21 protein-coding genes and 1 pseudogene are annotated in these 23,010 nt (G+C 66.2%); 13 read left to right on the top strand and 9 right to left on the bottom strand.

Annotated elements, in window-relative coordinates; all coding sequences use genetic code 11:
• Nucleotides 1-146 precede the first annotated feature (146 nt).
• From AC1DOX_RS29050 to AC1DOX_RS29020, 7 genes and pseudogenes are all read left to right on the top strand, one after another.
• A complete protein-coding gene (locus tag AC1DOX_RS29050; RefSeq protein ID WP_092138353.1) occupies nt 147-1,091 on the top strand; it encodes a LysR family transcriptional regulator in 945 nt (314 codons plus the stop codon).
• Nucleotides 1,092-1,271: 180 nt separating this feature from the next.
• Complete coding sequence (uraD, locus tag AC1DOX_RS29045; RefSeq protein WP_441621201.1) at nt 1,272-1,790, top strand: 2-oxo-4-hydroxy-4-carboxy-5-ureidoimidazoline decarboxylase; 519 nt, start codon at nt 1,272-1,274, stop codon at nt 1,788-1,790.
• Nucleotides 1,791-1,903: 113 nt separating this feature from the next.
• Nucleotides 1,904-2,731, top strand: a pseudogene (locus AC1DOX_RS29040) (DUF72 domain-containing protein); the annotation flags it as partial.
• A 294-nt stretch (nt 2,732-3,025) separates the two neighbouring features.
• Entirely contained in the window at nt 3,026-4,447 is a 1,422-nt protein-coding gene (gene dbpA / locus AC1DOX_RS29035) for an ATP-dependent RNA helicase DbpA (RefSeq protein ID WP_092138350.1), read from the top strand.
• Nucleotides 4,448-4,663: 216 nt separating this feature from the next.
• Entirely contained in the window at nt 4,664-5,104 is a 441-nt protein-coding gene (locus AC1DOX_RS29030) for a CBS domain-containing protein (protein WP_092138349.1), read from the top strand.
• Between the two features lie 323 nt (nt 5,105-5,427).
• Entirely contained in the window at nt 5,428-6,918 is a 1,491-nt protein-coding gene (locus AC1DOX_RS29025) for an MDR family MFS transporter (RefSeq protein WP_441621345.1), read from the top strand.
• 73 nt (nt 6,919-6,991) lie between these two features.
• Entirely contained in the window at nt 6,992-7,618 is a 627-nt protein-coding gene (locus AC1DOX_RS29020) for a glutathione peroxidase (RefSeq protein WP_477101270.1), read from the top strand.
• A gap of 25 nt (nt 7,619-7,643) precedes the next feature.
• Here AC1DOX_RS29020 and AC1DOX_RS29015 read toward each other — a convergent pair whose 3' ends face one another.
• Nucleotides 7,644-8,915, bottom strand: a complete 1,272-nt coding sequence (locus AC1DOX_RS29015; protein ID WP_441624517.1) for an MFS transporter — start codon at nt 8,913-8,915, stop codon at nt 7,644-7,646.
• A 152-nt stretch (nt 8,916-9,067) separates the two neighbouring features.
• On the opposite strand from AC1DOX_RS29015, the gene AC1DOX_RS29010 reads away from it, so the two are divergent.
• Together AC1DOX_RS29010 and AC1DOX_RS29005 are read left to right on the top strand one after the other, a co-directional pair.
• Nucleotides 9,068-10,003, top strand: coding sequence for a LysR family transcriptional regulator (locus AC1DOX_RS29010; RefSeq protein ID WP_441624516.1), 936 nt, complete (start codon nt 9,068-9,070; stop codon nt 10,001-10,003).
• A 170-nt stretch (nt 10,004-10,173) separates the two neighbouring features.
• A complete protein-coding gene (locus AC1DOX_RS29005; protein WP_441624515.1) occupies nt 10,174-10,968 on the top strand; it encodes an oxygen-binding di-iron domain-containing protein in 795 nt (264 codons plus the stop codon).
• On the opposite strand, the gene gstA is transcribed toward AC1DOX_RS29005, so the two are convergent.
• The 6 genes from gstA to AC1DOX_RS28975 all read right to left on the bottom strand — a co-directional run bounded on the left by gstA (nt 10,965) and on the right by AC1DOX_RS28975 (nt 17,233).
• Nucleotides 10,965-11,591 (bottom strand): glutathione transferase GstA, encoded by a 627-nt coding sequence (gstA, locus tag AC1DOX_RS29000; RefSeq protein ID WP_441624514.1) that lies wholly within the window; start codon nt 11,589-11,591, stop codon nt 10,965-10,967. The genes AC1DOX_RS29005 and gstA overlap by 4 nt on opposite strands.
• Nucleotides 11,592-11,724: 133 nt before the next feature.
• On the bottom strand, nt 11,725-12,462 hold the full coding sequence (locus AC1DOX_RS28995) for an aspartate/glutamate racemase family protein (RefSeq protein WP_441624513.1): 738 nt from the start codon (nt 12,460-12,462) through the stop codon (nt 11,725-11,727).
• Nucleotides 12,463-12,473: 11 nt separating this feature from the next.
• Entirely contained in the window at nt 12,474-13,895 is a 1,422-nt protein-coding gene (gene hydA, locus AC1DOX_RS28990) for a dihydropyrimidinase (protein ID WP_441624512.1), read from the bottom strand.
• Nucleotides 13,896-13,900: 5 nt separating this feature from the next.
• Nucleotides 13,901-14,629 (bottom strand): maleate cis-trans isomerase family protein, encoded by a 729-nt coding sequence (locus AC1DOX_RS28985; RefSeq protein ID WP_092138342.1) that lies wholly within the window; start codon nt 14,627-14,629, stop codon nt 13,901-13,903.
• A 67-nt stretch (nt 14,630-14,696) separates the two neighbouring features.
• Nucleotides 14,697-15,905: a serine hydrolase domain-containing protein gene (locus tag AC1DOX_RS28980; protein WP_441624511.1), complete on the bottom strand. Its 1,209-nt coding sequence runs from the start codon at nt 15,903-15,905 to the stop codon at nt 14,697-14,699.
• Between the two features lie 26 nt (nt 15,906-15,931).
• Entirely contained in the window at nt 15,932-17,233 is a 1,302-nt protein-coding gene (locus AC1DOX_RS28975; protein WP_441624509.1) for an MFS transporter, read from the bottom strand.
• 231 nt (nt 17,234-17,464) lie between these two features.
• On the opposite strand from AC1DOX_RS28975, the gene AC1DOX_RS28970 reads away from it, so the two are divergent.
• From AC1DOX_RS28970 to AC1DOX_RS28960, 3 genes are all read left to right on the top strand, one after another.
• Nucleotides 17,465-18,142 (top strand): GntR family transcriptional regulator, encoded by a 678-nt coding sequence (locus AC1DOX_RS28970; protein WP_092138616.1) that lies wholly within the window; start codon nt 17,465-17,467, stop codon nt 18,140-18,142.
• Nucleotides 18,139-18,987, top strand: a complete 849-nt coding sequence (locus tag AC1DOX_RS28965; RefSeq protein ID WP_092138339.1) for a fumarylacetoacetate hydrolase family protein — start codon at nt 18,139-18,141, stop codon at nt 18,985-18,987. The genes AC1DOX_RS28970 and AC1DOX_RS28965 overlap by 4 nt, the downstream gene beginning before the upstream one ends.
• 229 nt (nt 18,988-19,216) lie before the next feature.
• Entirely contained in the window at nt 19,217-20,470 is a 1,254-nt protein-coding gene (locus tag AC1DOX_RS28960; RefSeq protein ID WP_441624507.1) for a M20 aminoacylase family protein, read from the top strand.
• Between the two features lie 49 nt (nt 20,471-20,519).
• Here AC1DOX_RS28960 and AC1DOX_RS28955 read toward each other — a convergent pair whose 3' ends face one another.
• Entirely contained in the window at nt 20,520-21,338 is an 819-nt protein-coding gene (locus tag AC1DOX_RS28955; protein ID WP_092138615.1) for an AraC family transcriptional regulator, read from the bottom strand.
• A 227-nt stretch (nt 21,339-21,565) separates the two neighbouring features.
• Here AC1DOX_RS28955 and AC1DOX_RS28950 point away from each other — a divergent pair, with 227 nt between their 5' ends.
• Complete coding sequence (locus AC1DOX_RS28950) at nt 21,566-22,789, top strand: MFS transporter (protein WP_092138337.1); 1,224 nt, start codon at nt 21,566-21,568, stop codon at nt 22,787-22,789.
• A gap of 94 nt (nt 22,790-22,883) precedes the next feature.
• Here the strand turns inward: AC1DOX_RS28950 and AC1DOX_RS28945 are convergent.
• Nucleotides 22,884-23,010, bottom strand: a 127-nt coding sequence (locus tag AC1DOX_RS28945) for an IS3 family transposase (RefSeq protein WP_477114084.1), incomplete at its 5' end; no start/stop codon positions are given.

The raw sequence follows: 23,010 nt of genomic DNA, 5'->3' as shown, positions 1-23,010 counted from the left end.
GGCGATGCCGTGGTGGTGCATCCGGTCGATGCGGCGAACTCCGCAAGCCGGCGGAGTGCGGGTTCTGCCGCGTTGCGGCGCGGTGCCGGGCACGGTACAAACGCGTCATCCACCCGCCAGTGGCCACCGTATCTGGCCGCCCTGCCATGAACCGCGCCGACGATCCGTTCGATACCTACCTGCTGCGCGTGCTGTGCATCCTGATTGCCGAGCAAAGCGTGTCGCGCACGGCCATCCGGCTGAACCAGTCGCAACCGGCCATCAGTGCCGCGCTGAAGCGCCTGCGCGCCATCTTCAACGACCCGCTGCTGACGCGTGAAAAGAATGTGATGGTGCCCACCGAGCGCGCGTTGCAGCTGGCGCGCAACGCCCAGGCCGCGCTGAGCGCGCTGGACAGCTTGCTGGTGTCGGACGAGCACTTTGATCCGGCCACCTCCGAGCAAACCTTCGTGGTGGCGATGCCGGACTACCTGGCGCCGCCCTTCTTTGCCCACGTGGTACGCGTCTTCCGCGCGGCCGCGCCGCGCGCGCGGCTGGTGGCGATGCCGCTGGGTTCCACGTTCGACTACGAACAGGCGCTGTCGGCCGGCGATGCAGACATCGTCATTGGCAACTGGCCGAATCCGCCGGAACACCTGCATCTGTCGGTATTGCTGGAGGACGAGGTGGTGTGCGTGGTGGCGCAGGACAGCGCGTACACGCAGCCGGGCAAGTTCACTGCGCAGGCTTACCTCGGCGCGGCGCATATCGTGCCGACGCCCTACTCGCGCGACCAGCGTGGGGTGGTCGATACGGGCCTCAGCACCATGCGCGTCCATCGGGACAATCGCGTGAGCTGTCCCTACTTCAATCTGGCACCCAGCCTGATTCCCGGGACGGACCTGATCCTGACGACCGGACGTCACTTTGCCAACTTTCACGCGCAGCATGTGCCGCTGGCGGTGCTCAAGCCGCCGATCGACTTCCCGTTCATGCGCTTCTATCAGTTGTGGCATCCGTCGCGCCATCGCTCGGCGGCGCATGTCTGGTTGCGCGGATTGCTGACGCAGGCGTCGCAAGAGCTGAAGACGCTGCGCGACATGCATCGATAGGCTGAGGAGAAAACCCCGGGATCACCGGAGGCGGCGCGGCTGTATCGCGAAATTGCTATCCGGCTTATAGGACCCCGGCCCTCGCCGCCACCAAATCGCGTTCCTATACTCGGCCCGTCACCATCGTCATACCGACATCAATTCGATGTCGATCAGATGCTTCTCACGGGAGAGTCTTTCATGTCACAGCCCCTCGATCTGAATACGGTCAATGCCCTCGATCAAGCCGCCTTCACCGAGGCGCTCGGCAGCGTGTTCGAACATTTCCCGCAGGCCGCGGAAGGCGCGTGGGTGCAGCGGCCGTTTGCCACCGTTGCGGCGCTGCACGATGCGATGACCGGAGTCGTCCGCAAGCTGGACCCCGCCGCGCAGGCGGCCTTTCTCAACCGCCATCCGCCGCTGTCGGGCCGGGCCATCCGCGCCGGGACCATGACGGCCGATTCCAATGACGAGCAGAAGAGCGCCGGCCTCGATGCGATGTCTGCGGCCGAGGAAGCCGCGCTGGACCGGATGAACGCCGACTATCAGGCGCGGCATGGTTTTCCGTTCATCATCTGCGTGCGCCACTACACGCGCGAGGGCATTTTCGCGGCGTTCGAACGCCGGATTGGCCGGACCACCGTGCAGGAGCTGGACGAGGCCCTGGCGCAGATCGCGGCGATCACGCGCGGACGACTGGCGGCACGGCTGCGCCCGTAAGCCGGGCCTCCGCGACGGCGCGAGCGCGGCCCGGAAGCGCCCCGAAATCGGGCGCGAAGCCGTGCGCAATTCCGGCTAGACTTCGAGCCATCGCCTTTCGCGGAGATCGGGCCATGGCAGCGAGCAAAGAGGGCAAGGCAGCGGGCAATATCCACATCGGCATTGGCGGCTGGAGTTTTGCGCCGTGGCGGGACAACTTCTATCCGGCGGGGCTCACGCAGGCGCGCGAACTCGAATACGCCAGCCGGCACCTGACCGCCATCGAGATCAACAGCACGTATCACGGCACGCAAAAGCGCTCGTCATTCGCCAACTGGCGCGATGCGACGCCCGATGACTTCGTGTTCTCCGTCAAGGCGTCGCGCTTTGCCACCAACCGGCGCGTGCTGGCGGAATCGGGCGATTCCATCAGCCGGTTTATCGACAGCGGCATCGCGGAATTGCGCGACAAGCTGGGGCCGGTTGTCTGGCAGTTCGCGCCGACCAAGCAGTTCGACCCCGACGATTTCGAGGCCTTCCTGAACCTGTTGCCCGATGCGGTCGAGGGCGTGTCGTTGCGCCACGTGCTGGAGGTGCGTCATCCCAGCTTCATGTGCGAGGACTATCTCCGGCTCGCCCGCAAGTTCAGGGCGGCGACGGTGTTCACCGACTCGCCGAAATATCCGTCCTTCGCCGACCTGACTGCGGACTTTGTCTACGCGCGGCTGATGAATGCACAGGAGAAGCTGGCGACCGGCTACGCGCCGGCCGATCTCGATAACTGGTCGAAGCGCGCCACGGCATGGGCCGGCGGCAAGGCGCCGAATGATCTGCCGCGCGTCGAGGACAAGCCCGGTGCGGCATTGAGGCCGAAGGAAGTCTTCCTGTTCTTCATCAATGGCGCCAAGGAGCGCGCGCCGGCAGCGGCTGGAGGGTTGCTGGAGCGGCTGGGCTGGGCGCCATCGGAAGCGGCGCCGGTGAAGGTGGCCGTATCGCGGCAGACCGCAACGAAGGTTGCAACGAAAGCCGCGGTGACGAAGGCCCCGGCGACGAAGGCCGCAGCAAAGAAGGCGACGGCAACGGAGGCCGGAGCCAGGAAGGCGGCGGCAAAGACGGTCGCTGAAAAGAAGGTCGCAGAAAAGAAGGCTCCGGCGACGGCAAGGAAGGCGACGGCAAAGAAGACCCCGGCAAGGAAGGCGGCCGCCCGGAATGCCGCCTGAGCCCCGGCGGCCTCACCCCCACCGCTATAATCCGGCATGACTTCCAGCCAGACACCTTCGACGCCGGCGCCAGCCGCTGGCGCGCCCTTCTCCGACCTGCCCTTGTCGCCCGCGATGCTGGCGACGCTTGCGCAGCTCGGCTACGACATCATGACGCCGATCCAGGCCGCCAGCCTCCCCGTGGCGCTGGACGGCAAGGACCTGATCGCGCAGGCCAAGACCGGCAGCGGCAAGACCGCGGCATTTGGCCTGGCGCTGCTGCACCGGCTGGATCCGCGCCGCTTTGACGTGCAGGCGCTGGTCCTGTGCCCCACCCGCGAACTGGCCGATCAGGTCACGCAGGAAATTCGCCGCCTGGCTCGCGCCGAAGAGAACGTGAAGGTACTCACGTTGTGCGGCGGATCGCCGATGCGTCCGCAGGTGGACAGCCTGATTCACGGTGCACATATCGTTGTGGGCACGCCGGGGCGGATTCTCGATCACATCGAGCGCGGCAGCCTCGATCTGCGCGGCATCAGCACCCTGGTGCTCGACGAAGCGGATCGCATGCTCGACATGGGCTTCTTCGACGACATTGCCTACGTGGCCAGCCACTGCCCGAAAGATCGCCAGACGCTGCTGTTCTCGGCGACCTACCCGGCCGGCATTGCCAAACTGAGCCAGCAGTTCCTCAGGACGCCGCGCGAGATCAAGCTGGCGGAGACGCACAGCGCCAGCAAGATCCGCCAGCGCTTCTATGAAGTCGAGGAAGGCGCGCGGCTGCAGACCGTTGGTCGCCTGCTCGACCATTTCCGTCCGGCCAGCACGCTGGCGTTCTGCAATACCAAGGCGCGCTGCCGTGACCTGGTCGAATTGCTGCGCGCGCAGGGCTTCCAGGCGCTGGCGCTGCACGGCGACCTGGAACAGCGCGACCGTGACCAGGTGCTCGTCCAGTTTGCCAACCGCAGTTGCTCCGTGCTGGTGGCCACGGACGTGGCCGCGCGCGGGCTCGACATCGCGCAGTTGGAGGCGGTGATCAACGTCGAAATCACGCCGGATCCGGAAGTCCACGTGCACCGCATCGGCCGCACGGGTCGCGCGGATGCCGAGGGCTGGGCGTTCAGCCTGGTCAGCATGGATGAAATGGGACGCGTCGGAAACCTGGAGCAACACCAGGGCGGCGAGTTCGAATGGCATCCGCTCACGGAACTGGTGCCTACCAGCAAGGAACGCCTGCTGCCGCCGATGGTGACGCTGCAGATGCTGGGTGGCCGCAAGGAAAAGATACGTCCGGGCGACATTCTGGGCGCGCTGACCGGCGATGCCGGGTACACCAAGGAACAGATCGGCAAGATCAACGTGATGGAGATGTCGACCTACATCGCGGTGGACCGGGCCATCGGCCGCGAGGCGGTCAAGCGTCTCAACGACGGCAAGGTCAAGGGCCGCAAGGTCCGGGTCCGGATGCTGACGGAGTAACTGTCGGGCGAAATGGCCGGGTGATGGCCGGGTGTGACTGTGGGCGATGGCCGGATATTTCTTACAAAGATTCCCCAAAGTCACCTGTGACCCCCGCCGATCCTTTGCTAATCTGAATGAACGTGGCTGGCGGCGCATTGCGCAGCGCCCCGCCTGCCTTCAGGGTAACCTGCAGGGCAACCAACGTTTCCAAGACGGCAACAAGGAGTCGGTGACATGAAGACCGCACGGCAAGTTCTGGAAAGCAAGGCAAGTCGGGCTATCTACAGCATTCCCCCGACAGCAACGGTCTACGCCGCACTGCAGCTGATGGCCGAAAAGGGCATCGGCGCCCTGCTGGTGATGGAGCAAGGCAAGATCGTTGGCATCCTCAGTGAACGGGATTACGCGCGCAAGGTGATCCTGATGCAGCGGACATCACGTGAAACCCTGGTCCGGGAGATCATGACCGCCGCGGTGATCTATGTGCGTTCGGACCAGACCACGGACGATTGCATGGCGCTGATGACCCGCCACCGGCTGCGTCACTTGCCGGTCATGCACGGCGAGGAACTGCTCGGCATGTTGTCGATCGGTGACCTGGTGAACGACATCATCAGCGAGCAGCGCTTCGTCATCGAGCAACTCGAGCACTACATCACGGGCGGATCGCGCTGACCCGCCCTCCCCCTTATTCGTTTCTCGCGGTTCTTTTCGTAACTGCCCAGGTTCAGCTGCGAACTCCTGTCATGTCCTCCCGGGCGTGGCCGGAGGGTCGCGGCTGCTCATTTGTTGGGCAATTGCGACGGGTGGCGACGGGCGCCAAATAACGCAAGCGCATATAATTATGCGTTCGCTGAATTAGGCTGCGTCGATGTCACGTGGCCGACGCCTCAGTCCCCCCTCCCGCCGTAGCCCCAATGTCGTCGCCCGCCCCCATCCAGTCCGCCTCCGCCACCCCCAACCATTCCCAGCCCATCGTCCACGACCACCGCGCGATCATGCGTGTGATCGGTGGCATCGTGTTGTGCATCCTGCTGGCCGCGCTGGACCAGACCGTGGTGATCCCGGCGGTGCCGGCGATTGCGAACGATCTCAATGGATTCGGCCACCTGTCCTGGATCGTGACGGCCTACCTGATCGTCTCCACGGTGACCACGCCGCTCTACGGCAAGCTGTCCGACAGTTTCGGGCGCCGCCGGCTGCTGATGGTGGCGATTTCGCTCTTCATCCTGGCTTCGGTGGCGTGCGCGATGGCGCAGTCGCTGACGCAGCTGATCCTGTTCCGCGCCTTGCAGGGGGTGGGTGGCGGCGGGCTGATGTCGTTGGCGCAGGCGGCCATTGCCGATGTGGTGGCGCCGCGCCAGCGCGGACGTTATCAGGGCTACCTGGCGATGGTCTGGGCGATGGCGTCCATCGCCGGGCCGCTGGTCGGCGGCTGGGTGTCGGATCACATGTCGTGGCGCTGGCTGTTCTGGATCAACGTGCCGCTGGGCGCGCTCGCCATGGCCATGTGCTATCGCGGCCTGGCCCACCTGCGCGCGCGCGGCGGCAGGCCGCAGGTGGACTGGATCGGCGCGGTGCTGCTGGCCGTGGCGATCGTGGCCTTCCTGCTGGCGATGAGCTGGGCCGGCGACGCGTTTGACTGGATCTCCCCGCAGATGGGCGGGCTGTTGCTGATCACGGCGATTGCCGTCGCCCTGCTCGCCTGGCAGGAACGCCGCGCCGCCGATCCGATGCTGTCGCCGCGCCTGTTTCGCAATCGTGCCTACGTAATGGGCGTGGGCGCGTCGGCACTGGCCGCGCTCAATATCTTCCTGTGCATCTTCGCCCTGCCCCTGCATTTCCAGCTCGTGCGTGACGCGGATGCGTCGACGTCCGGCCTGCTGGTGGTGCCGTTCCTGCTGTCGACCGTGGCCGGCAACCTTGTGGTGGCATGGCTCGCGCCACGCATGGGCCGGATGCGCGGCATCCTCAGTGGCGGGTTTGTCGCCGCGGCCATCGGCCTGGTCTCGCTGGCCACCGTGACGCCTGCGGTGCCGACGGCCATGGTGCTGATCGCGATGACGATTAGCGGCGTCGGCCTGGGCATGACAATGGTTGGTACGCTGATCAGCGTGCAGAACGCACTGGAACGTCGCGACATGGGGGCCGGCACGGGCGCCCTGCTGGTGCTGCGCTCCCTGGGCAGCGCGCTCGGCGGTGCGCTGGCGGGAACACTGCTGGCGCTGGAATTCCGCGAGGCGATGATCCGTGCGGGCATCACGCAGCAACTGGATCTTGGTGCGCTGCGTCATGGCAGCGAGGCGATGTCGCACTTGTCGCCCGCCGTGCGGCAGGTGCTGGCGGGCGGCGTGGAGTCTGGTTTCCACCTGATCTTCGCGGCGGGCGCCGTGGCCGCCATCATCGCGCTGGTGATCGTGCGCCGGATGCCGGACCTGGAGCTGCGCAGCAGCGTGACGGAACACGCAGCCACCATGGCGATGGACTGAGGCCACACCGGGGTGCGCCGATCCTGCCGAAAGCGTAGACTTTCTTGCACGATCGATCCCGGAGCCTAACCCCATGACCCGCCACCGTTCTTCGGCTGCCCTCACGCTTCGCCGCACCGCGCTCGTTGGCGCGCTGGCCCTGGCCGCCGCAGCCGCCACGCTGCCGCGCCCTGCCCGCGCCGCCGACAAGCCCGCCCCGGCTGCGCAGTCGGCGGGCAGTTGCCCGGCGGCCCTGAACTTCAAGTTCCCGAGGCTGCAGGACGAGTCGCCGCAGAATCTCTGCCAGTACGCCGGCAAGGTCGTGCTGGTGGTCAACACCGCCAGCTATTGCGGTTTCACGCCGCAGTACGAAGGCCTTGAGGCGCTCTACGCCAAATACCGCGACCGCGGCCTGGTGGTGATCGGGTTCCCGTCGAACGATTTCTCGCAAGAGCCTGGCTCGGCCAAGGAGATCTCGGACTTCTGCTACAACACCTACGGCGTCAAGTTCCCGATGCTCGGCAAATCGCACGTACGCGGCAGCGATGCCAATCCGATGTACGAGCTGCTGGCGAAGGAAACCGGCACGGCGCCGAAGTGGAACTTCTACAAGTACCTGATCGACCGCAAGGGCCAGGTAGTCGGCAGCTATAACAGCATGGTCAAGCCGGACGACAAGCAATTCGTCGCCAGGATCGAGCAACTGCTGAGCACGCGCTGACGGTCGACAGCTGAGTTCACCGCGTTCACGACGCGCGCGCCCGGCTTCCGTCGCCGCGCGCGTACCAGCCGTGCACGGCCATGGCGACGGCGACAAAGGCCGCGCCCGTCAGGCAGGCGCCCGCCCATCCCGCCACGGCCCACGCCAACCCACCGGCCAGCGCGCCGAGCGCACCACCCACAAAGAAGATTCCAACGAACAACCCGTTGAGTCGGCCGCGCGCCGCCGGGTCCAGCAGGTTGATTTCGCGTCGACCGAGCGTCTGGTCGGCCGTCACGCCGGCATCGATCAACGCCGCCGCCACCGCCAGCGCCCCCAGCGCCACGGCGCGGTGCGACATCAGCGATATGCCGAAACGCTCCGTCGCGGCGATGCCCGCCAGCACACAGGCCGCCAGGATGACCAGATGGCTGATCAGCGTGCCTGCACGCGTCAGGCCATGATCGCCGGCACGCCCGGCCAGCGGCGCCACGACAGCGCCCGTCGCCCCAGCCAGCGCAAACCATGCCAGTCCCTGGCTGTCGAGCGAAAACGGTGGCAGCGCCAGTCGTAGCCCCACGGCGGTCCAGAACGCGCTGAACGAGCCCATCGTCAGGCCCGCTGTCAGCGCATGACGCCGCAGCACGGGCTGGCGACGCAGCAAGTGCCACATCGATCCGATCAGGCTCGCATAGTCGTGGTCGCCCGCTGGCTGGCGGCGCGGCAGCCAGCGCAGCAACACCGCGGCCAGCGCCAGGTCCATGCCGGCCAGCATGGCATAGCAGGTACGCCAGCCACCGGCGCCGGCCAGCAGGCTGGCCATCGGGCGCGACAGCAGCACGCCGACCATCAGGCCGCTCATGACGTTGCCCACCGCGCGGCCGCGCGTGGCCTCGGGGGCCATCGACGCCGCCAGCGGCACCAGCATCTGGATCGCACAGGACGCCGCGCCTGCCGCGCAGGCCGCGAGCAGGAACACCGCGCCGGAACGCGCAGTGGCCGCCAGCGCCAGCATGGCTGCGCACACCAGTAAGGTGACCACGGCAAGGCGACGATTCTCAAAGATGTCCGCCAGCGGCACGACGAGCACGAGCCCCATCGCATAGCCGAGTTGCGGCAGCATCGGCACGAGGCCACGCCAGGCGGACGGCAAGGCGAGCGCATCGGCGATGGGCCCGGTCAGCGGCTGGGCGGCAAACAGGTTGATGACCATTACGCCGATGGCGGCGGCAAACAGCAGGGTCATCGGCGTGGTGAGCGTGGCGGGATGCGAGGGCGCGGAAGATGGTGCGCCGAGACCGGCGGCAGGCTGGGGCATTGTGGCTCCGGGGTCACGAAAAGCGGTCAGTCGTCGAGCCACCATGCTATGGACGGCAACACTATGCGGCAATTGAATTATTCGGATAATCTTTATGCGAGTTTGTTTGCAGATTTGCATGCGCGCCTACCCAGAGTCCACCGAGTCCCGCCATGAATACTCGCGATATCGAAGCCTTCATCGCCGTCGTGGAAGCCGGATCCATCGTCCGGGCTGCCGACCGCCTTCACCTGACGCAACCTGGCCTCACGCGTCGCGTGCAAAGCCTGGAGGCGCTGATCGGTGTAGCGCTGCTCGACCGTCATGCCAAGCCGCTGCGCCCGACGGCCGCCGGGCAGGAGGTCTACGAACTCGGTAAGCGTGTGCTGATGGCCACCGAGGACCTGATGGCGCGCGCTTCGCATCGTGCCGAGCCGGTGGGCGAGATGCGCATCGGCGTGCCGCCATTTCTTTCCGAGCTGGCACTGTCGTCGCCGGTGGATCAGTTGCGTGAGCGGTTTGGTCGCCTGACCGTCCGCGTGACCGCAGGCTGGTCGCCGGGCATCATCGAGCAACTCGAAAGCGGCCGGATCGATGTGGCGGCCGTTCTGCTGCCCGAGTACGTCGCGCTGCCGCCGGGCCTGACCGGGCGGGAGCTGGGGCGGCAACCGATGTGCGTGGTGGCCCCCAGGTCGATGACCTTTCCGGAGGCTGGCGTTACGTTGCGCGACCTCGCCACGCAGCCCTGGGTGCTGAACCAGGACGGCTGCGGCATGCGATCCGCGCTGAAGCGCGCACTGGAGACGGAGCGATTGCCTTTCGATGTCGCCGTGGAAGCGTTCGGCGCCGAGTTGCAGTTGTCGCTGGTCGCGCGCGGCGTCGGGATTGGCGTCGCGACCCCAGCAGGGCTTGCACGCAGCGTGCATCGCAGTGCGTTGCAGATTGTCCCCGTGCGCAACTTCGATGCGGCGCTGATTGCGTGGCTTGCTCACGCACCGCTGCCGCGCCGGCTGGTAGCGCCCGTGGAGCTGCTGTACACCGCGCTCAGGGAAGGGTGGTCCGCCGCATCGGATCCTGCGCAAGGCGATTCGGGTGTCGGCATCGCCTGATGCCGTGGCCGCAACGTCAAGCGATTCGACATCGACCGGCCTTCCGAAAACGGCACGTGGTTTGTAGAAAGCCGATTTCGTTCCCGCGCGCCCTTGATCTCCGTCAAGCGAGGGTGCCTCAGACCTTATTACTTTCGCCGCTTCATAGCAAAAAAGTGAAAGGGGGGATCATGGGCACCGTGTTGTACGAATCGGATGGGCACGTCTGCGTGGCATTCACCGACCTGGTGGAGGAAGAGCACGGCGAAGTCGTGCAGAGCAATCAGTTCCTGGTTGTGGATCACGGTCACGCCGCGCTGATCGACCCCGGCGGACAAATGACCTACAGCGAGCTCTACCTGACCATCAGCCGCTACTTTCCACCCAAGCAACTCGACTACGTCCTGGCCTCGCATGCGGACCCGGATATCGTGGCTTCGGTGGGACGCTGGCTGACGGCGTCGGATAGCCGCGTGCTGATCTCGCAGGTGTGGGCACGGTTTCTCCCGCATTTCTGTCAGGCCGGCAAGACCGAAGGCCGCATCGTGACGATTCCGGATGCCGGCATGGTCGTGCCTTTGGGGCAAAGTCATCTGCTGGCCGTGCCGGCGCATTTCCTCCATTCGGAAGGCAATTTCCAGTTCTACGACCCCGTCAGCAAGATCCTGTTTTCGGGTGACCTTGGCGCGGCGATGACGTCGGCGGCGGAGGCGGGCGGCGTGGTGACCGACTTCGATGCCCACGCAGAGCGCATGCTGCCGTTCCACGCGCGCTATATGAGCGGCAACCGCGCGTGCCGGTTGTGGGCTGCCATGGCGCGGACGATGGAGATCGACTGGATCGTGCCGCAGCACGGTCCGTCGTTCCGGGGCAGGGCGATGGTGACGCGCTTTATCGACTGGGTCGAGCAGCTCCAGTGTGGGCTGGACCTGCTCGAGCCCTCGCATTACCGCGTGCCGACGCATGATCGGCTGCAGCTCCGTTAGTCGCGTACCAGTCCCTCAGCACGCATCGCATCCTGCACGGCAGGGCGTGCCGCTACGCGCGACAGGTAATCCTGCAGCGATGGGTACGCATTCATCGGTACGTGCAGCAGCCGTGCCCAACTGGCGATCGTGAAGCAATACGCGTCCGCCACGGTGAACTGCTGGCCCATCAGGTACTCACGCGTGGCCAGGTGCTGGTCGATTTCGGCAAAGCGCTTGTGGATCTTCGCCTTGCATTCCTCGATCGTGCTGGCCGCGGTTTCCTTGTGCCAGAGCCACGGGCTGAAGACCTTGTGGAGTTCCGTGGAGATCAGCGTCAGCCAGCGCACCGCTTCGAGCCGTGCCTGGGTGCCCGCCTGGGGCAGCAGGTTGCGCGCGGGGACCTGGTCGGCGATGTACTGGAGCAGGGCGGAGGCCTCGGTGTGGCGCGAGCCGTCGTCCAGTTGCAGCAGCGGCACGTAGCCGCGCGGGTTGATCGCGTAGTAGTCGTTGGTGCCGTGCTCGGGCTCGGCCAGCGTGTGGTGGATCAGGTCGACCCGGGCGAGCGTGACGGGCAGGCCGGCTTCGCGCAGCGCGATATGAACGGCCAGTGAGCAGGCGGCAGGGGAGTAGTACAGCTTCATCGTCGAGGTCCTCGGACTGGAGGCGCGACGCGGGATGCGTCGCGCGGTGAAGCCAGTCTAGGCAGGGCGATGAGTGGCCACAATGCGTGGCCACGCACACGGCGTATGCAAAAGTGCAGACGTCAGGCGGGGGCTAGTCGAGCAGCTTCGCCAGCCCGGAAGGCAGGCCGCTGTTCGGCTTGCGCGGCGGCCGCGCAAAGCTGCCCTCTCGCGCGGAGCCCGGCTGCAGCGCGATCAGGGATTCACAATGCCGGATCGCGCTCGACACGCCATCGACCACTGGCACCGGGATCTTGCCTTTCAGCGACCGTGCCAGCCCGGCCAGCGGTGCGCCGGCCACGATGATCACGTCGGCGCCATCGTGCCGTACCGCCTCCAGCGCCATCTGCTCCAGCCGCGCCGAGTGATCCTCCTGCACGCTGCCGATGTCGCGCAATGGCTCCTGCAGGCTGCGTACGCTGGCGAGCCGCGACGTCAGCCCATTGGCCGCCACACATTCGCGATACCACGCCTCGATGCGATGCGAGATCGCGATGATCGAAAAGCGTTGCCCCAGCAGGCAGGCGCTCGCCAGTGCGGCCTCCGTCATGCCGACGACCGGCACATCGAACAGCTCTTTCAAGCCGGCGAGCCCGGGGTCGCCAAATGCAGCGACCACCAGTCCGTCGAACTCGCCTGCGTGCTCGGCGGCGACGCAGGCCGTGGCGTAGCCGCCGGTCAACGCCTCGAAGCGGGTTTCGATATACGCCACGCCAAACGGCGCGGTGGCCATCTTCAGCGCGGTGCCGGGCGAGATCGAGCGGCGCGCCTCGGCCTCGATCAGGTCCGTGACGCTCTGCGAGATATTGGGATTGACTACGAGAATACGCATGACGTCCCTCCTCAAACCAGCGACGGCGCGACGGCCGGCAGGAATCGCCCACGGCCCGGCGACGGCTCCATGTAGCGGCCATCCTCCACCAGCAGTTCTCCGCGCGACAGGCAGTGCACCGGCCAGCCGGTGACCTCGATGCCTTCATACGGCGTGTAGTCGACCGCGTGGTGCAGCGCATCGTTGCGAATGCGCACGCGCCGCAACGGATCCCATAGGACGATGTCCGCGTCGGCGCCCACCGCGATCGTGCCCTTGCGCGGATACAGGCCATACAGCCGCGCGGGGCGGTAGGACGTCAGTTCGACGAACTGATGCAGTGACAGCTTGCCGCGCGTCACGCCATCGAACAGCAGCGGCATCCGTGTTTCGATGCCCGGCACGCCATTGGGGATGTGGTCGAACGACTGCGCCTGGCCGCCGAGCTTCTTGCCTTCGGGGTCGTCATAGTTGAACGGCGCATGATCGGACGAGAAGATGCTGAACACACCATTGGTCAGTGCACGCCAGACCGCGGCCTGATTCTCGGGGTCGCGCGGCGGCGGGCTGCAGACGCACTTGGCGCCCTCGTAGCCGTCATCGCCCGCGAGGCCCATGTCCTCGGCGGTCAGATACAGATACTGCGGGCAGGTCTCGGCGAGAATCTGCAAGCCACGGCCTTGCGCCCAGCGAATCTGCTCGATCGCTTCCTTGCCGGACACGTGCACGATCAGGATAGGTACGTCGACCAGCTCCGCGAACGTGATCGCGCGGTGCGTGGCCTCGCGCTCGACGGCGGCCGGTCGTGCGATGCCGTGAAAGCGTGGCGCGATGCGGCCTTCGCCGGTCAGCTTTTCCGTCAGCCAGGAGATGCAGTCGGCGTTCTCGGCATGCACCATCACCAGCGCGTTGTTCTCCTTGGCGACCTCGAGCACGGAGAGCATTTCGCGGTCCGACAGCTTGAGATCGTCGTAGGTCATGTACACCTTGAACGAGGTGTAGCCCTCGCGGATCAGCGCGGGCAGTTCCTCGCGCAGCACCGTCGGCGTCGGGTCGGCCACGATCAGGTGGAAGCCGTAGTCGGCCACGGCGCGGCCCTCGGCGCGACGATGGTAGTCGGCCACCGCCGCGCGCAGTGAGCCGCCTTTTTCCTGCGCGGCAAAGGGAATGACCGTGGTCGTGCCGCCGCAGACCGCCGCGCGCGTGCCGGTGAAGAAGTCATCGGCCATGCGCATGCCATCCGGCATCGGCTGGTCCAGATGGCAATGGCCATCCACGCCGCCGGGCAGGGTGAGCAGGCCGGTGGCATCGATCTCGCGATCGCCGCGCGCCAGGCCGTGGCCCAGCGTGGCGATGCGGCCATCGATGACGCCGATGTCGCACTGGAAGCGGTCCGACGCCGTGACGACGTCGGCGTTGCGGATGACCAGATCAAAGCGGTCCTGGGCGGGCATCGTCGTTACTCCACTTCCTGGAACAGGCGGCCCCAGCCGCGAATCTGCGTGGTGTCCACGCCGGCCAGGCGCAGAGACTTCCACACGACGGTCGAGATGGTGTCGTAGACCGGGATACCGGTCTCGACCTCGAGTTCATCGACCAGATGCGCCGCACGCAGGTTAGTGCAGAACGTGGTGATGGCCTGCGGGCCGGTGGCGGCCAGCTCGCGCACCATGCGGCGGATGGTGTCCTCTTCCACCTCGGCGAAGCTGTAGTTCACATGCAGGTCCAGATGGCGCTCGGCCATGCATTCGAAGCCGCTGCGCGCATAGTTCTGCACGATGCGCTGCTGCACGTCGTCCAGGTAGGGCGTGGCCAGGCCAAAGCGGCGCTGCCCGGTCTTTTCCAGGATCTCGTTTAGCGCGAGCACGGAGGTGGTGGCGGGAATGCCGGTGGCTTCGGTGATCTGGCGGCACAGTGCCACGTCCTTGTCGAAGCCGAGCCAGCCGGAGGACGTGCCGTTCCAGGCGATGACGTCCACGCGCGCATCGGCCAGCAGGCGTGCGGCGGCAAGGATTTTCTCGAGATCGAACTGGCCCAGGGCCTGGTCGCGCAGCGAGATCTCGGTCACGGTGAAGCGCGAGAAATGCGCGCTGACGTTTGGCAAGCCGCTGACCATCGCGCTGGTGATCGGTTCGAGCGCGGTGTTGGAGGAGGGCGTCAGCATGCCCAGCAGGGTACGTTTGGTCATGAATGGGTTCTCGGGAGTGAGCGGGGCGCCCGGTACTTGCCGGGCGGCCTCAGGGGAATCTCGGGGACTATTTCTCGGGCCTGTCGTTGAAAGCCAGCTGCGTGCCGGGCACGCCGTGACTGCCGCGTGCGAGTTCGAGCTCCTTGCGCAGCGCGGCGGCGCGTTCGGCATCGGGCCTGACGGCGGTGCCCGCCTGCAGCGCGGGCAGCACGTACTGGTTCACCATCCGGCGGTACAGATCCAGGTACTCGGCATCGCGCAGGCCGCCCTTCGTCGACATGATGCTGTTCATGACGACGACGGCGTTCTGCTTCGGCAGCACGGTGATGAACTGGCCCTTGTAGCCCATGGCGCTGAACTCGCGCTCGCTCTTCACGATGTTGTTGACCCAGCAGTAGTAGCCATAGTCGGGAGCGGGACCCGATGGCGTGGTCATGCGCGCCACCCAGGAGGCCGGCACGATCTGCTGACCGTTCCAGCGGCCCTGGTTCAGCATCAGCAGCCCCAGCCGGGCCATATCGACGGAACGCAGCCGCAGGCCCCAGCCGCCTGACACGGCGCCCTTGCCGTCGGCGCCGTCCCAGCGGTAGTGCTGCATGCCCAGCGGGCGGAACAGCCGCGACTCGGCGTACTTGTCCTCGGGCTGGCCAGCGACCTGCGCGATCGTGGCACCGACCAGCACGGGGTTCACGTCGATGTAGTCGAAGTCCTTGCCCGGCGCCACGCGCACACTCGCCGTGGCGGCCACGCGCAGTCGGTCGGGCACGCCGTAGTACAGCGTGTCCGTGCCTTCGACGAGCTTGTACGACAGCCCGCTCGACATCGACATGAGGTGGCGCAGGGCGATGCCCTGCTTGTCCGCCAGCGCGGGGGCGAGGTCCGGACGGGCGGATGCCAGCCGGGCCGCGGGCCGCTCATCGGCCGACAGCTTGCCGTCGCCAACCAGCGTGCCCACCAGCAGAGCGCTGATGAACTTGGTGACGGAATACAGCTCGTGGTTGTAGTCGCGGGACAGGTCGTCGCCGTAGCGCTCGAAGACGATCTTGCCGTCCTTGATGACCAGCAGGCTGCGTACGTCGAGCTTGTCGCGGCGAATCCATTCGGACAGTTCGACCAGCTTGCGGGAATCCACACCCACGGTCTCGGGCTGGGCGGTGGGCAGTTCGTCGCTGGCGGGGGCCGGCGTGCGGGCCTGGGCATGGCCCAGCACCAGGCACGCCGCCAGCGGGGCGAGGATGCGCGCGGCAGCCACGCCCTGGCGGGCAAAGCGAATCATGGTTGTCTCCTCTGTGCCGTCCGGGGTCAGACCGGCAGCTTCTTCTCGTAGTCGATGGCCGTGGAGGCCAGCAGCAGGCCCACGCCGGCGGCGGCGAAGAACATCAGCGCCAGGAAGTACGAGCCGGTGTACTGGACGATCATGCCGACGATGATCGGCACGCTGATGCCGCCGATATTGCCGCCGAGGTTCATCACGCCACCCAGGAAGCCCACCTTGTTGCGGGTGCCGAGGATCGACGGGATGCACCAGAACAGGCCGCACCAGCGCAGGAAGAACAGCGTGGAGGAGAGCAGCACCACCACCACGAGCGGGTCGCTGACGTAGGCCACGGAGAAGATCGACACGGTGGCGACCACGGCGGCGATGCCGAACAGCGTGCGCATCACGCGGTTGGGCGATCCGCCGGCAGCCTTCCACTTGTCGGCGATCCAGCCGCCGATGAGTTCGCCGATGAAGCCGCAGAAGAAGATCACGAAGCTGGCGCCGCCCATCTGCTTGATGTCGAAGCCGTGCACCTTGTTCAGGTAGTTGGGCATCCAGGTCAGCAGGCCGTAGAACACGGTGTTGAAGCACATCCAGCCGATGGCCATGCACCAGACCGAGCGGTACTTGAAGAAATCCAGCGAACGGCCCGACAGGTTGGCCGGCTCGGCGCGGAATTCGGTCGCCTGGGCTTCCTCGATGTAGCGCGCTTCCAGCTCATTGACACCCTTGTGCTCGCGCGGCGAATTGCGCACATAGCGCCACGCCCACCAGCCGGCGATGACCGTACCCGCGCCTGCGACCACGAAGGCCAGGCGCCACGAATTCAGTGCCGTGATCAGCCACGTGATGATGATGGCACCCAGCGCCGCACCCAGCGGCGCGCCGCCGTCGAGCAGCGTGGCACCGCGGCCGCGTTCGTTCTGGGTCATCCAGATGGCGTTGAGCTTGCCGCCGGCCGGGTAGATCGGCGCTTCCGCGGCACCCAGGCCCAGCCGGGTCAGCAACAGCGTGAAGGACGTGGTGCAGAGCGCCGCCATCGCCTGGAACACCCCCCAGAACACCGTGGCGCAAGCAATCACCACGCGCGGCTTGTACTTATCGGCCAGCATGCCGCCGGGCACCTGCATCAGCGCATAGGTCCAGAAGAACGCGCTGAGGATCAGTCCCTGCATGGTCGGGGTGAGGTCGAACTCCTTCGCGATCAGCGGCATGGCGACCGAGAGCGATGCCCGGTCGATGTAGTTGATGGCGATGAGGAACAGCATCATCAGAAAAATCTTCCATCGCACGGTGGTCTTTCGCTCTGTGAGCGAGGCCGCGCGGGCGGTCGTCGTTGGCATGACGGTTGTCTCCTTTGGTCCTTTGGTGAGGCGGTTTCTATAAGGTGTCGCGCAACGGAACCGAGTATAGGATACGTAATCTGTAATTACAACTTCTGTAAGTTATTGATTTTCAAAGGTAGACGATGCACCATTTGGAGATGTGTTAGCCTCTTCGCGGTGCATTGACCCAATTTGGTGACGTTTGTGACACAAGCTCTGCCCAAGACCCCCCGCCTCCGCACGCTCGGCATGTCCGCCGGGATCGCGGCCCGCCTGCGCACGATGATCGAGGAAGGCGAACTGCCGCCCGGCCAGCGCATCGACGAGCGCGCGTTCTGCGAATCGTTCGACGTTTCCAAGACCCCGCTGCGGGAGGCACTGAAGGTGCTGGTGGCGGAAGGCCTGGTCCTGCATCGACAGTACATCGGCTACCGCGTGGCGCCGCTGGACCTGGAGGAATTGCGGCAGACCTTCGAGACGCTGCACGGACTGGAGGCCACCGCCGGTGAACTCGCCGCGCAGCGCCTCTCCGAAGTCACCATGGCGCGGCTGGAGCGTCGGCACCTGGCGATGATCGACGCCCATGCGACGGGCCGGCGCACTGAGTATTTCCGCATCAACCAGGAGATCCACCAGCTGATCATCGACGGCGCCGCCAACGCGGTGCTGGCCAACGTCTATGCCAGCCTGATGAGCAAGGTCCACCGTGCGCGTGGCGCCGCAAATGCGGATATGCTCCGCTGGCAGGAGTCCCATGAGGAACACGAGGCCATCATGGCGGCGCTGCGCGAACCGGGCCGTCCCCGGCTGGCGCAGGTGCTGCGATGGCACTCGGAAAATACCGCCAGGGAAGTCCTCGCCGTGGTCGCCCGCTCGCTGTCGGAGCCGGACGGCCGCCTCGCCCATCCAGCCAAGGGAAAACAATGAAACTAGTCCGTGTAGGAAAACCCGGCGCCGAGCGTCCGGGCCTGGTAGACCGTGACGGCCGCGTGCGCGACCTGTCCGGCGTGATTGGCAACATCGGCCCGCAGGAACTGGCGCCGGCGGCGCTGGCGAAGCTGGCCGCGATCGACCCGGCCACGCTGCCGGTGGTGGAGGGCGGTCGCCACGGCGTGCCCTGGACCGGCATCGGCAAGATCATCGCCATCGGCCTGAACTACGCCGACCACGCCGCGGAAGCGGGCATGCCGCTGCCGGCCGAGCCGATCGTCTTCCTGAAGGCCAACACCTCGCTGAACGGCCCGAACGACGCCGTCATGCTGCCGCTGGGATCGGAAAAGTCTGACTGGGAAGTGGAATTGGGCGTGGTGATCGGCACCACCGCGCGCAACGTGTCGAAGGAGCAGGCGCTCGGTCACGTAGCCGGGTACTGCGTGGTCAACGATGTGTCGGAACGCGAGTTCCAGCTCGAGCGCGGCGGCACCTGGGACAAGGGCAAGGGCTGCGACACGTTCTGCCCGGTGGGTCCGTGGCTGGTGACGCGCGACGAAGTGCCCGATCCGCAGAAACTGGGCATGTGGCTGGACGTCAATGGCCAGCGCATGCAGAAGGGCAGCACCGCGACGATGGTGTTCGACGTGGCCACCGTGGTCAGCTACGTGAGCCGCTTCATGACGCTGGAGCCCGGCGACCTGATCGCCACCGGCACGCCGCCCGGCGTCGGCATGGGCTTCAAGCCGCCGCGCTTCCTGCGCGCGGGGGACACCATGCGTCTGGGCATCGAGGGCCTGGGCGAACAGACGCAGTCGGTCTTGCCATACGGCGATCGCTGAGACGCGCGTCGGATCTTGTCCGACGACGGGGGCACGGTGGGGCATCCCGAGAGGTTCCCCACTGAAACGTCTTCATACAAAGCGTCGCGATTCCATACAAAGCGTCCCCTAAGGGCAACAGTTTTCCCCCTGTTTGGGGTGCATGCGCACGAAATCGACATTCAGGGTTTTACCCATCGACCTCGCGTGAAATACTGTTCTTACATGTCTGCCAAAAAAGAGCAACGCCATGTCTGAACACGCCCCCGAAATCGAGTCGATATTGAAGTCGGTCTCGGTCACCCTCGCCAAGGATTCCCCCACGCGGTCCCGGTCCTTCTGCACGCTGCACGACACGCTCGATTCGCACGACGAGCTGCAGGACATCCGCCGCAACATCCACCAGCATCCCGAACTCGCGTTCAACGAGGTTCGCACCGCCGAACTGGTCGCCAGCCGTCTTGAGGGCTGGGGCTTTCAGGTGACGCGCGGCGTCGGCAGGACGGGCCTGGTGGGCACGCTCCGCGCCGGCACCAGCCAGCGCAGCGTCGGCATTCGTGCCGACATGGATGCGCTACCGATTCACGAACGCTCCGGCCTGCCCTACGCCAGCGTGCACGAAGGCAAGATGCACGCGTGCGGCCACGACGGCCACACCGCAATCCTGCTCGGCGCGGCGCGCCAGCTGGCGCGTACGAAGCACTTCGACGGCACAGTTCACCTGATCTTCCAGCCGGCCGAGGAAATCGGCGCGGGCGGCGGGGCCGAGCGGATGCTGGCTGATGGCCTGTTCGAGCGGTTTCCGTGCGACGCCATCTTCGGCCTGCACAACCACCCGGGTGTCGAAGCCGGTACCTTCATGTTCCGTTCGGGCCCGTTCATGGCCGCCTGCGATACCGTGGCGATCACGATTCGCGGCAAGGGCGGCCATGCCGCGCGGCCGCACCAGTCGATCGACCCGATCCTGGTGGCCGGCAGCCTAGTGATGGCGCTGCAGTCGGTGGTGTCCCGCAACGTCGATCCGAACGAGACCGCCGTGGTGACCATCGGCACGCTGCACGCCGGCCACGCCCCGAACGTGATCCCGGACAGCGCGCGCATGGAGATCAGCGTGCGGTCGTTCAGCCCCGATGTGCGGGCTTCGATGGAGGCGCGGATCCGTCAGCTGGCGACGTCCCACGCCGAAGGCTACGGCGCGACGGTCGACATCGACTACGTGCGCGGCTACCCGGTACTGGTCAACAGCGAGGCCGAGACCGAGTTCGCGCGCCAGGTGGCCGAGGAACTGGTCGGCCCGGACCGGGCGATCGGCAATTTCCACCGGATCGCCGGCAGCGAGGACTTTGCGTACTTCCTGCAAGAACGCCCCGGCTGCTTCGTGCGGATGGGTAACGGCGCCAACCAGCCGCTGCTGCACAACGCCGGCTACGACTTCAACGACAAGAACCTGACCGTCGGCGCAGCGTACTGGACGCGGCTGGTGGAGCGTTATCTGCCGGCTTAGAGGTCGCCTCGAAAGGATGGATGGCGCCGCGTGGCGCCGCTGTCCACCCCTAGCGGAAGAACGCGCTGGGGGGTACGCCAAACTGCCGCCGGAACATCGTCGCGAAGGCGCTCGGGCTGCCATAGCCCATGTCGAGCGCCACATCCACCACCTTCGCCCCCGCCGCCAGCCGCTCCAGCGCGGCCAGCAGCCGTGCCTGCTGGCGCCATTGACCGAAAGTCATGCCCGTCTCCCGGGCGAACCGGCGCTGGATCGTCTTGGGGTCCAGGTCGAGTTTGTCGCCCCAGTCCGCCAGGGTCAGGTCCGTGTCCGGACTACCGATGATCGCGTCGCAGATCTGGCGCAGCCCACCATCGGACGGTCGCGGCAGGTGCAGCGGCAGCGTCGGCACCAGCATCACCTCGTCGAGCAGCAGCCGCATCAGCCGGCCATCGCGCGAATCGGGCGCGTAGGGCTGCGGGATGTCGATGGCGGCCAGGATCAGTTCCCGCAGCAGCGGCGAGATGCCCAGCACCGTGCAGCGCGTGGGCAGGTCCGGCGCCGCATCGGGGCGTATATAGGCGGTGCGCATCTGCACCCGGCCGACCATGCGGATCCAGTGCACCGTCCCGCCCGGCATCCACATGCCGCGCGTGGGCGGCACGATCCACTGGCCGTCCGCCGTGGACACGACCATCACGCCGTGCATCGCGTGGATCAGCTGGGCGTGGGGATGCTGGTGGTGCTTGGTGACGTGGCCCGGCCCGTAGTCGGCGGCCATCGCCGTGACCGGCATCGGGCTGCGGTCATAGGCCAAGTAGGCGGGCTGCTCCGCGTAGGTGTCGGCGCGGGCGTCGGCTTCGGGGTCGTGCGGCGCGTCGGCCGGCAGGCGTTTGCTGCCCGGTGTGCTGCGATCGATCCACGGCACGGGCGGCGTGCCCCGTTTCTGCGGGCGAGCGGCGGGTGGCATGTCCTTTTCTCCAAAGTTACGGCCCCATTCTCGCAGGACAGGCGGGAATTTGCCATTTAGCATCGTTGCACCTTCCCGAGTTCCCGGTTTTTTTTGGCATTCGGGCATTCCTATCCGAGATGACCCGGCCAATGCGCCCCCGCACCATGAGCACAACCGTCAATTCCGCCGCCGAGGCGGCCCACCGTGAGGAAGGCACGCGCTTCCGCGTGCTGTACGCGATCAGCTTCGCGCACTTTCTCAACGACATGATCCAGTCGCTGATCCTGGCCATCTACCCGATGCTCAAGGGCGGCTTCAACCTGAGCTTCACGCAGATTGGCCTGCTGACGCTGACGTACCAGATCACCGCCTCGCTGCTGCAGCCGATTGTCGGCTTGTACACGGACAAGCACCCGAAGCCGCATTCGCTGGCCATCGGCATGGGCTTCACGCTGGGCGGCCTGCTGCTGCTGTCGGTGGCGCCGACTTATGGCGTGCTGCTGGTGGCTGCCGCGTTGGTCGGCACGGGGTCGTCGATCTTCCACCCGGAATCGTCGCGCGTGGCGCGGCTGGCATCCGGCGGGCAGCACGGCCTGGCGCAATCGATTTTTCAGGTGGGTGGCAACGGCGGCAGCGCCATGGGGCCGCTGCTGGCGGCGTGGATTGTCCACCAGCAAGGCAGCGTGGCGTGGTTCTCGCTGGCCGCATTGCTGGCCATCGCGGTGCTGTGGCAGATCGGCGGCTGGTACGGCCGGCACTTGGCCGAGCGCGCGGCCAGGAAGAAGGCTGCCGGCGCGCCGGTCAACCGGCTGCCGACGTCGACGGTGGTGCGTGCCATTGCGGTGCTGCTGCTGCTGATCTTCTCCAAGTACTTCTACATGGCCAGCCTGAACACGTACTACACGTTCTACCTGATGGAGAAGTTCGGCCTGACGCGCCAGAGCTCGCAGATCTACCTGTTCCTGTTCCTGTTCGCGGTGGCCGCTGGCACGATCCTGGGCGGTCCGATCGGTGACCGCATCGGCCGCAAGCGCGTGATCTGGGCGTCGATCCTGGGCGTGGCGCCGTTCACGTTGATGCTGCCGCACGCCAACCTGTTCTGGACGGGCGTGCTGTCGTTCATCATCGGCTTCATCCTGGCCTCGGCGTTCTCGGCGATCCTGGTCTTCGCGCAGGAACTGATTCCGGGCAAGGTGGGGATGGTGTCCGGCCTGTTTTTCGGGTTTGCGTTCGGGATGGGCGGTATCGGCGCGGCGGTGCTGGGCCGGTTGGCCGATACGCACGGCATCGAGTCCGTGTACCAATTCTGCGCATTCCTGCCGCTGCTGGGGCTGCTGGCAGTGTTCCTGCCGGACCTGGGTGGACGGAAGAAGGTCGCGACGGCCTGAGCTGACGTCACGGCGCGGCCTGCGCCAAGACGATAAAAAAGGGGGAAAGGGCTTGGCGCCCTTTGAACTGACCCCGTAAAGTTGGACGGGTAAGTTATGCGGCCAAGGGCTGAGTCCTGTATTGCACAGGGCTCAGCCCATTTAGCTTTAGCTTGATGCGGTCGTGATTGTAATACCGGATGTATTCGGCAATGCTGCGTCGCAGTTGGTCGAGTTGGTCG

Source organism: Cupriavidus sp. 01L415, assembly GCF_056400065.1.
The sequence above is the reverse complement of the archived record's forward strand: the minus strand, read 5'-3'. Positions and strand labels throughout refer to the sequence as shown.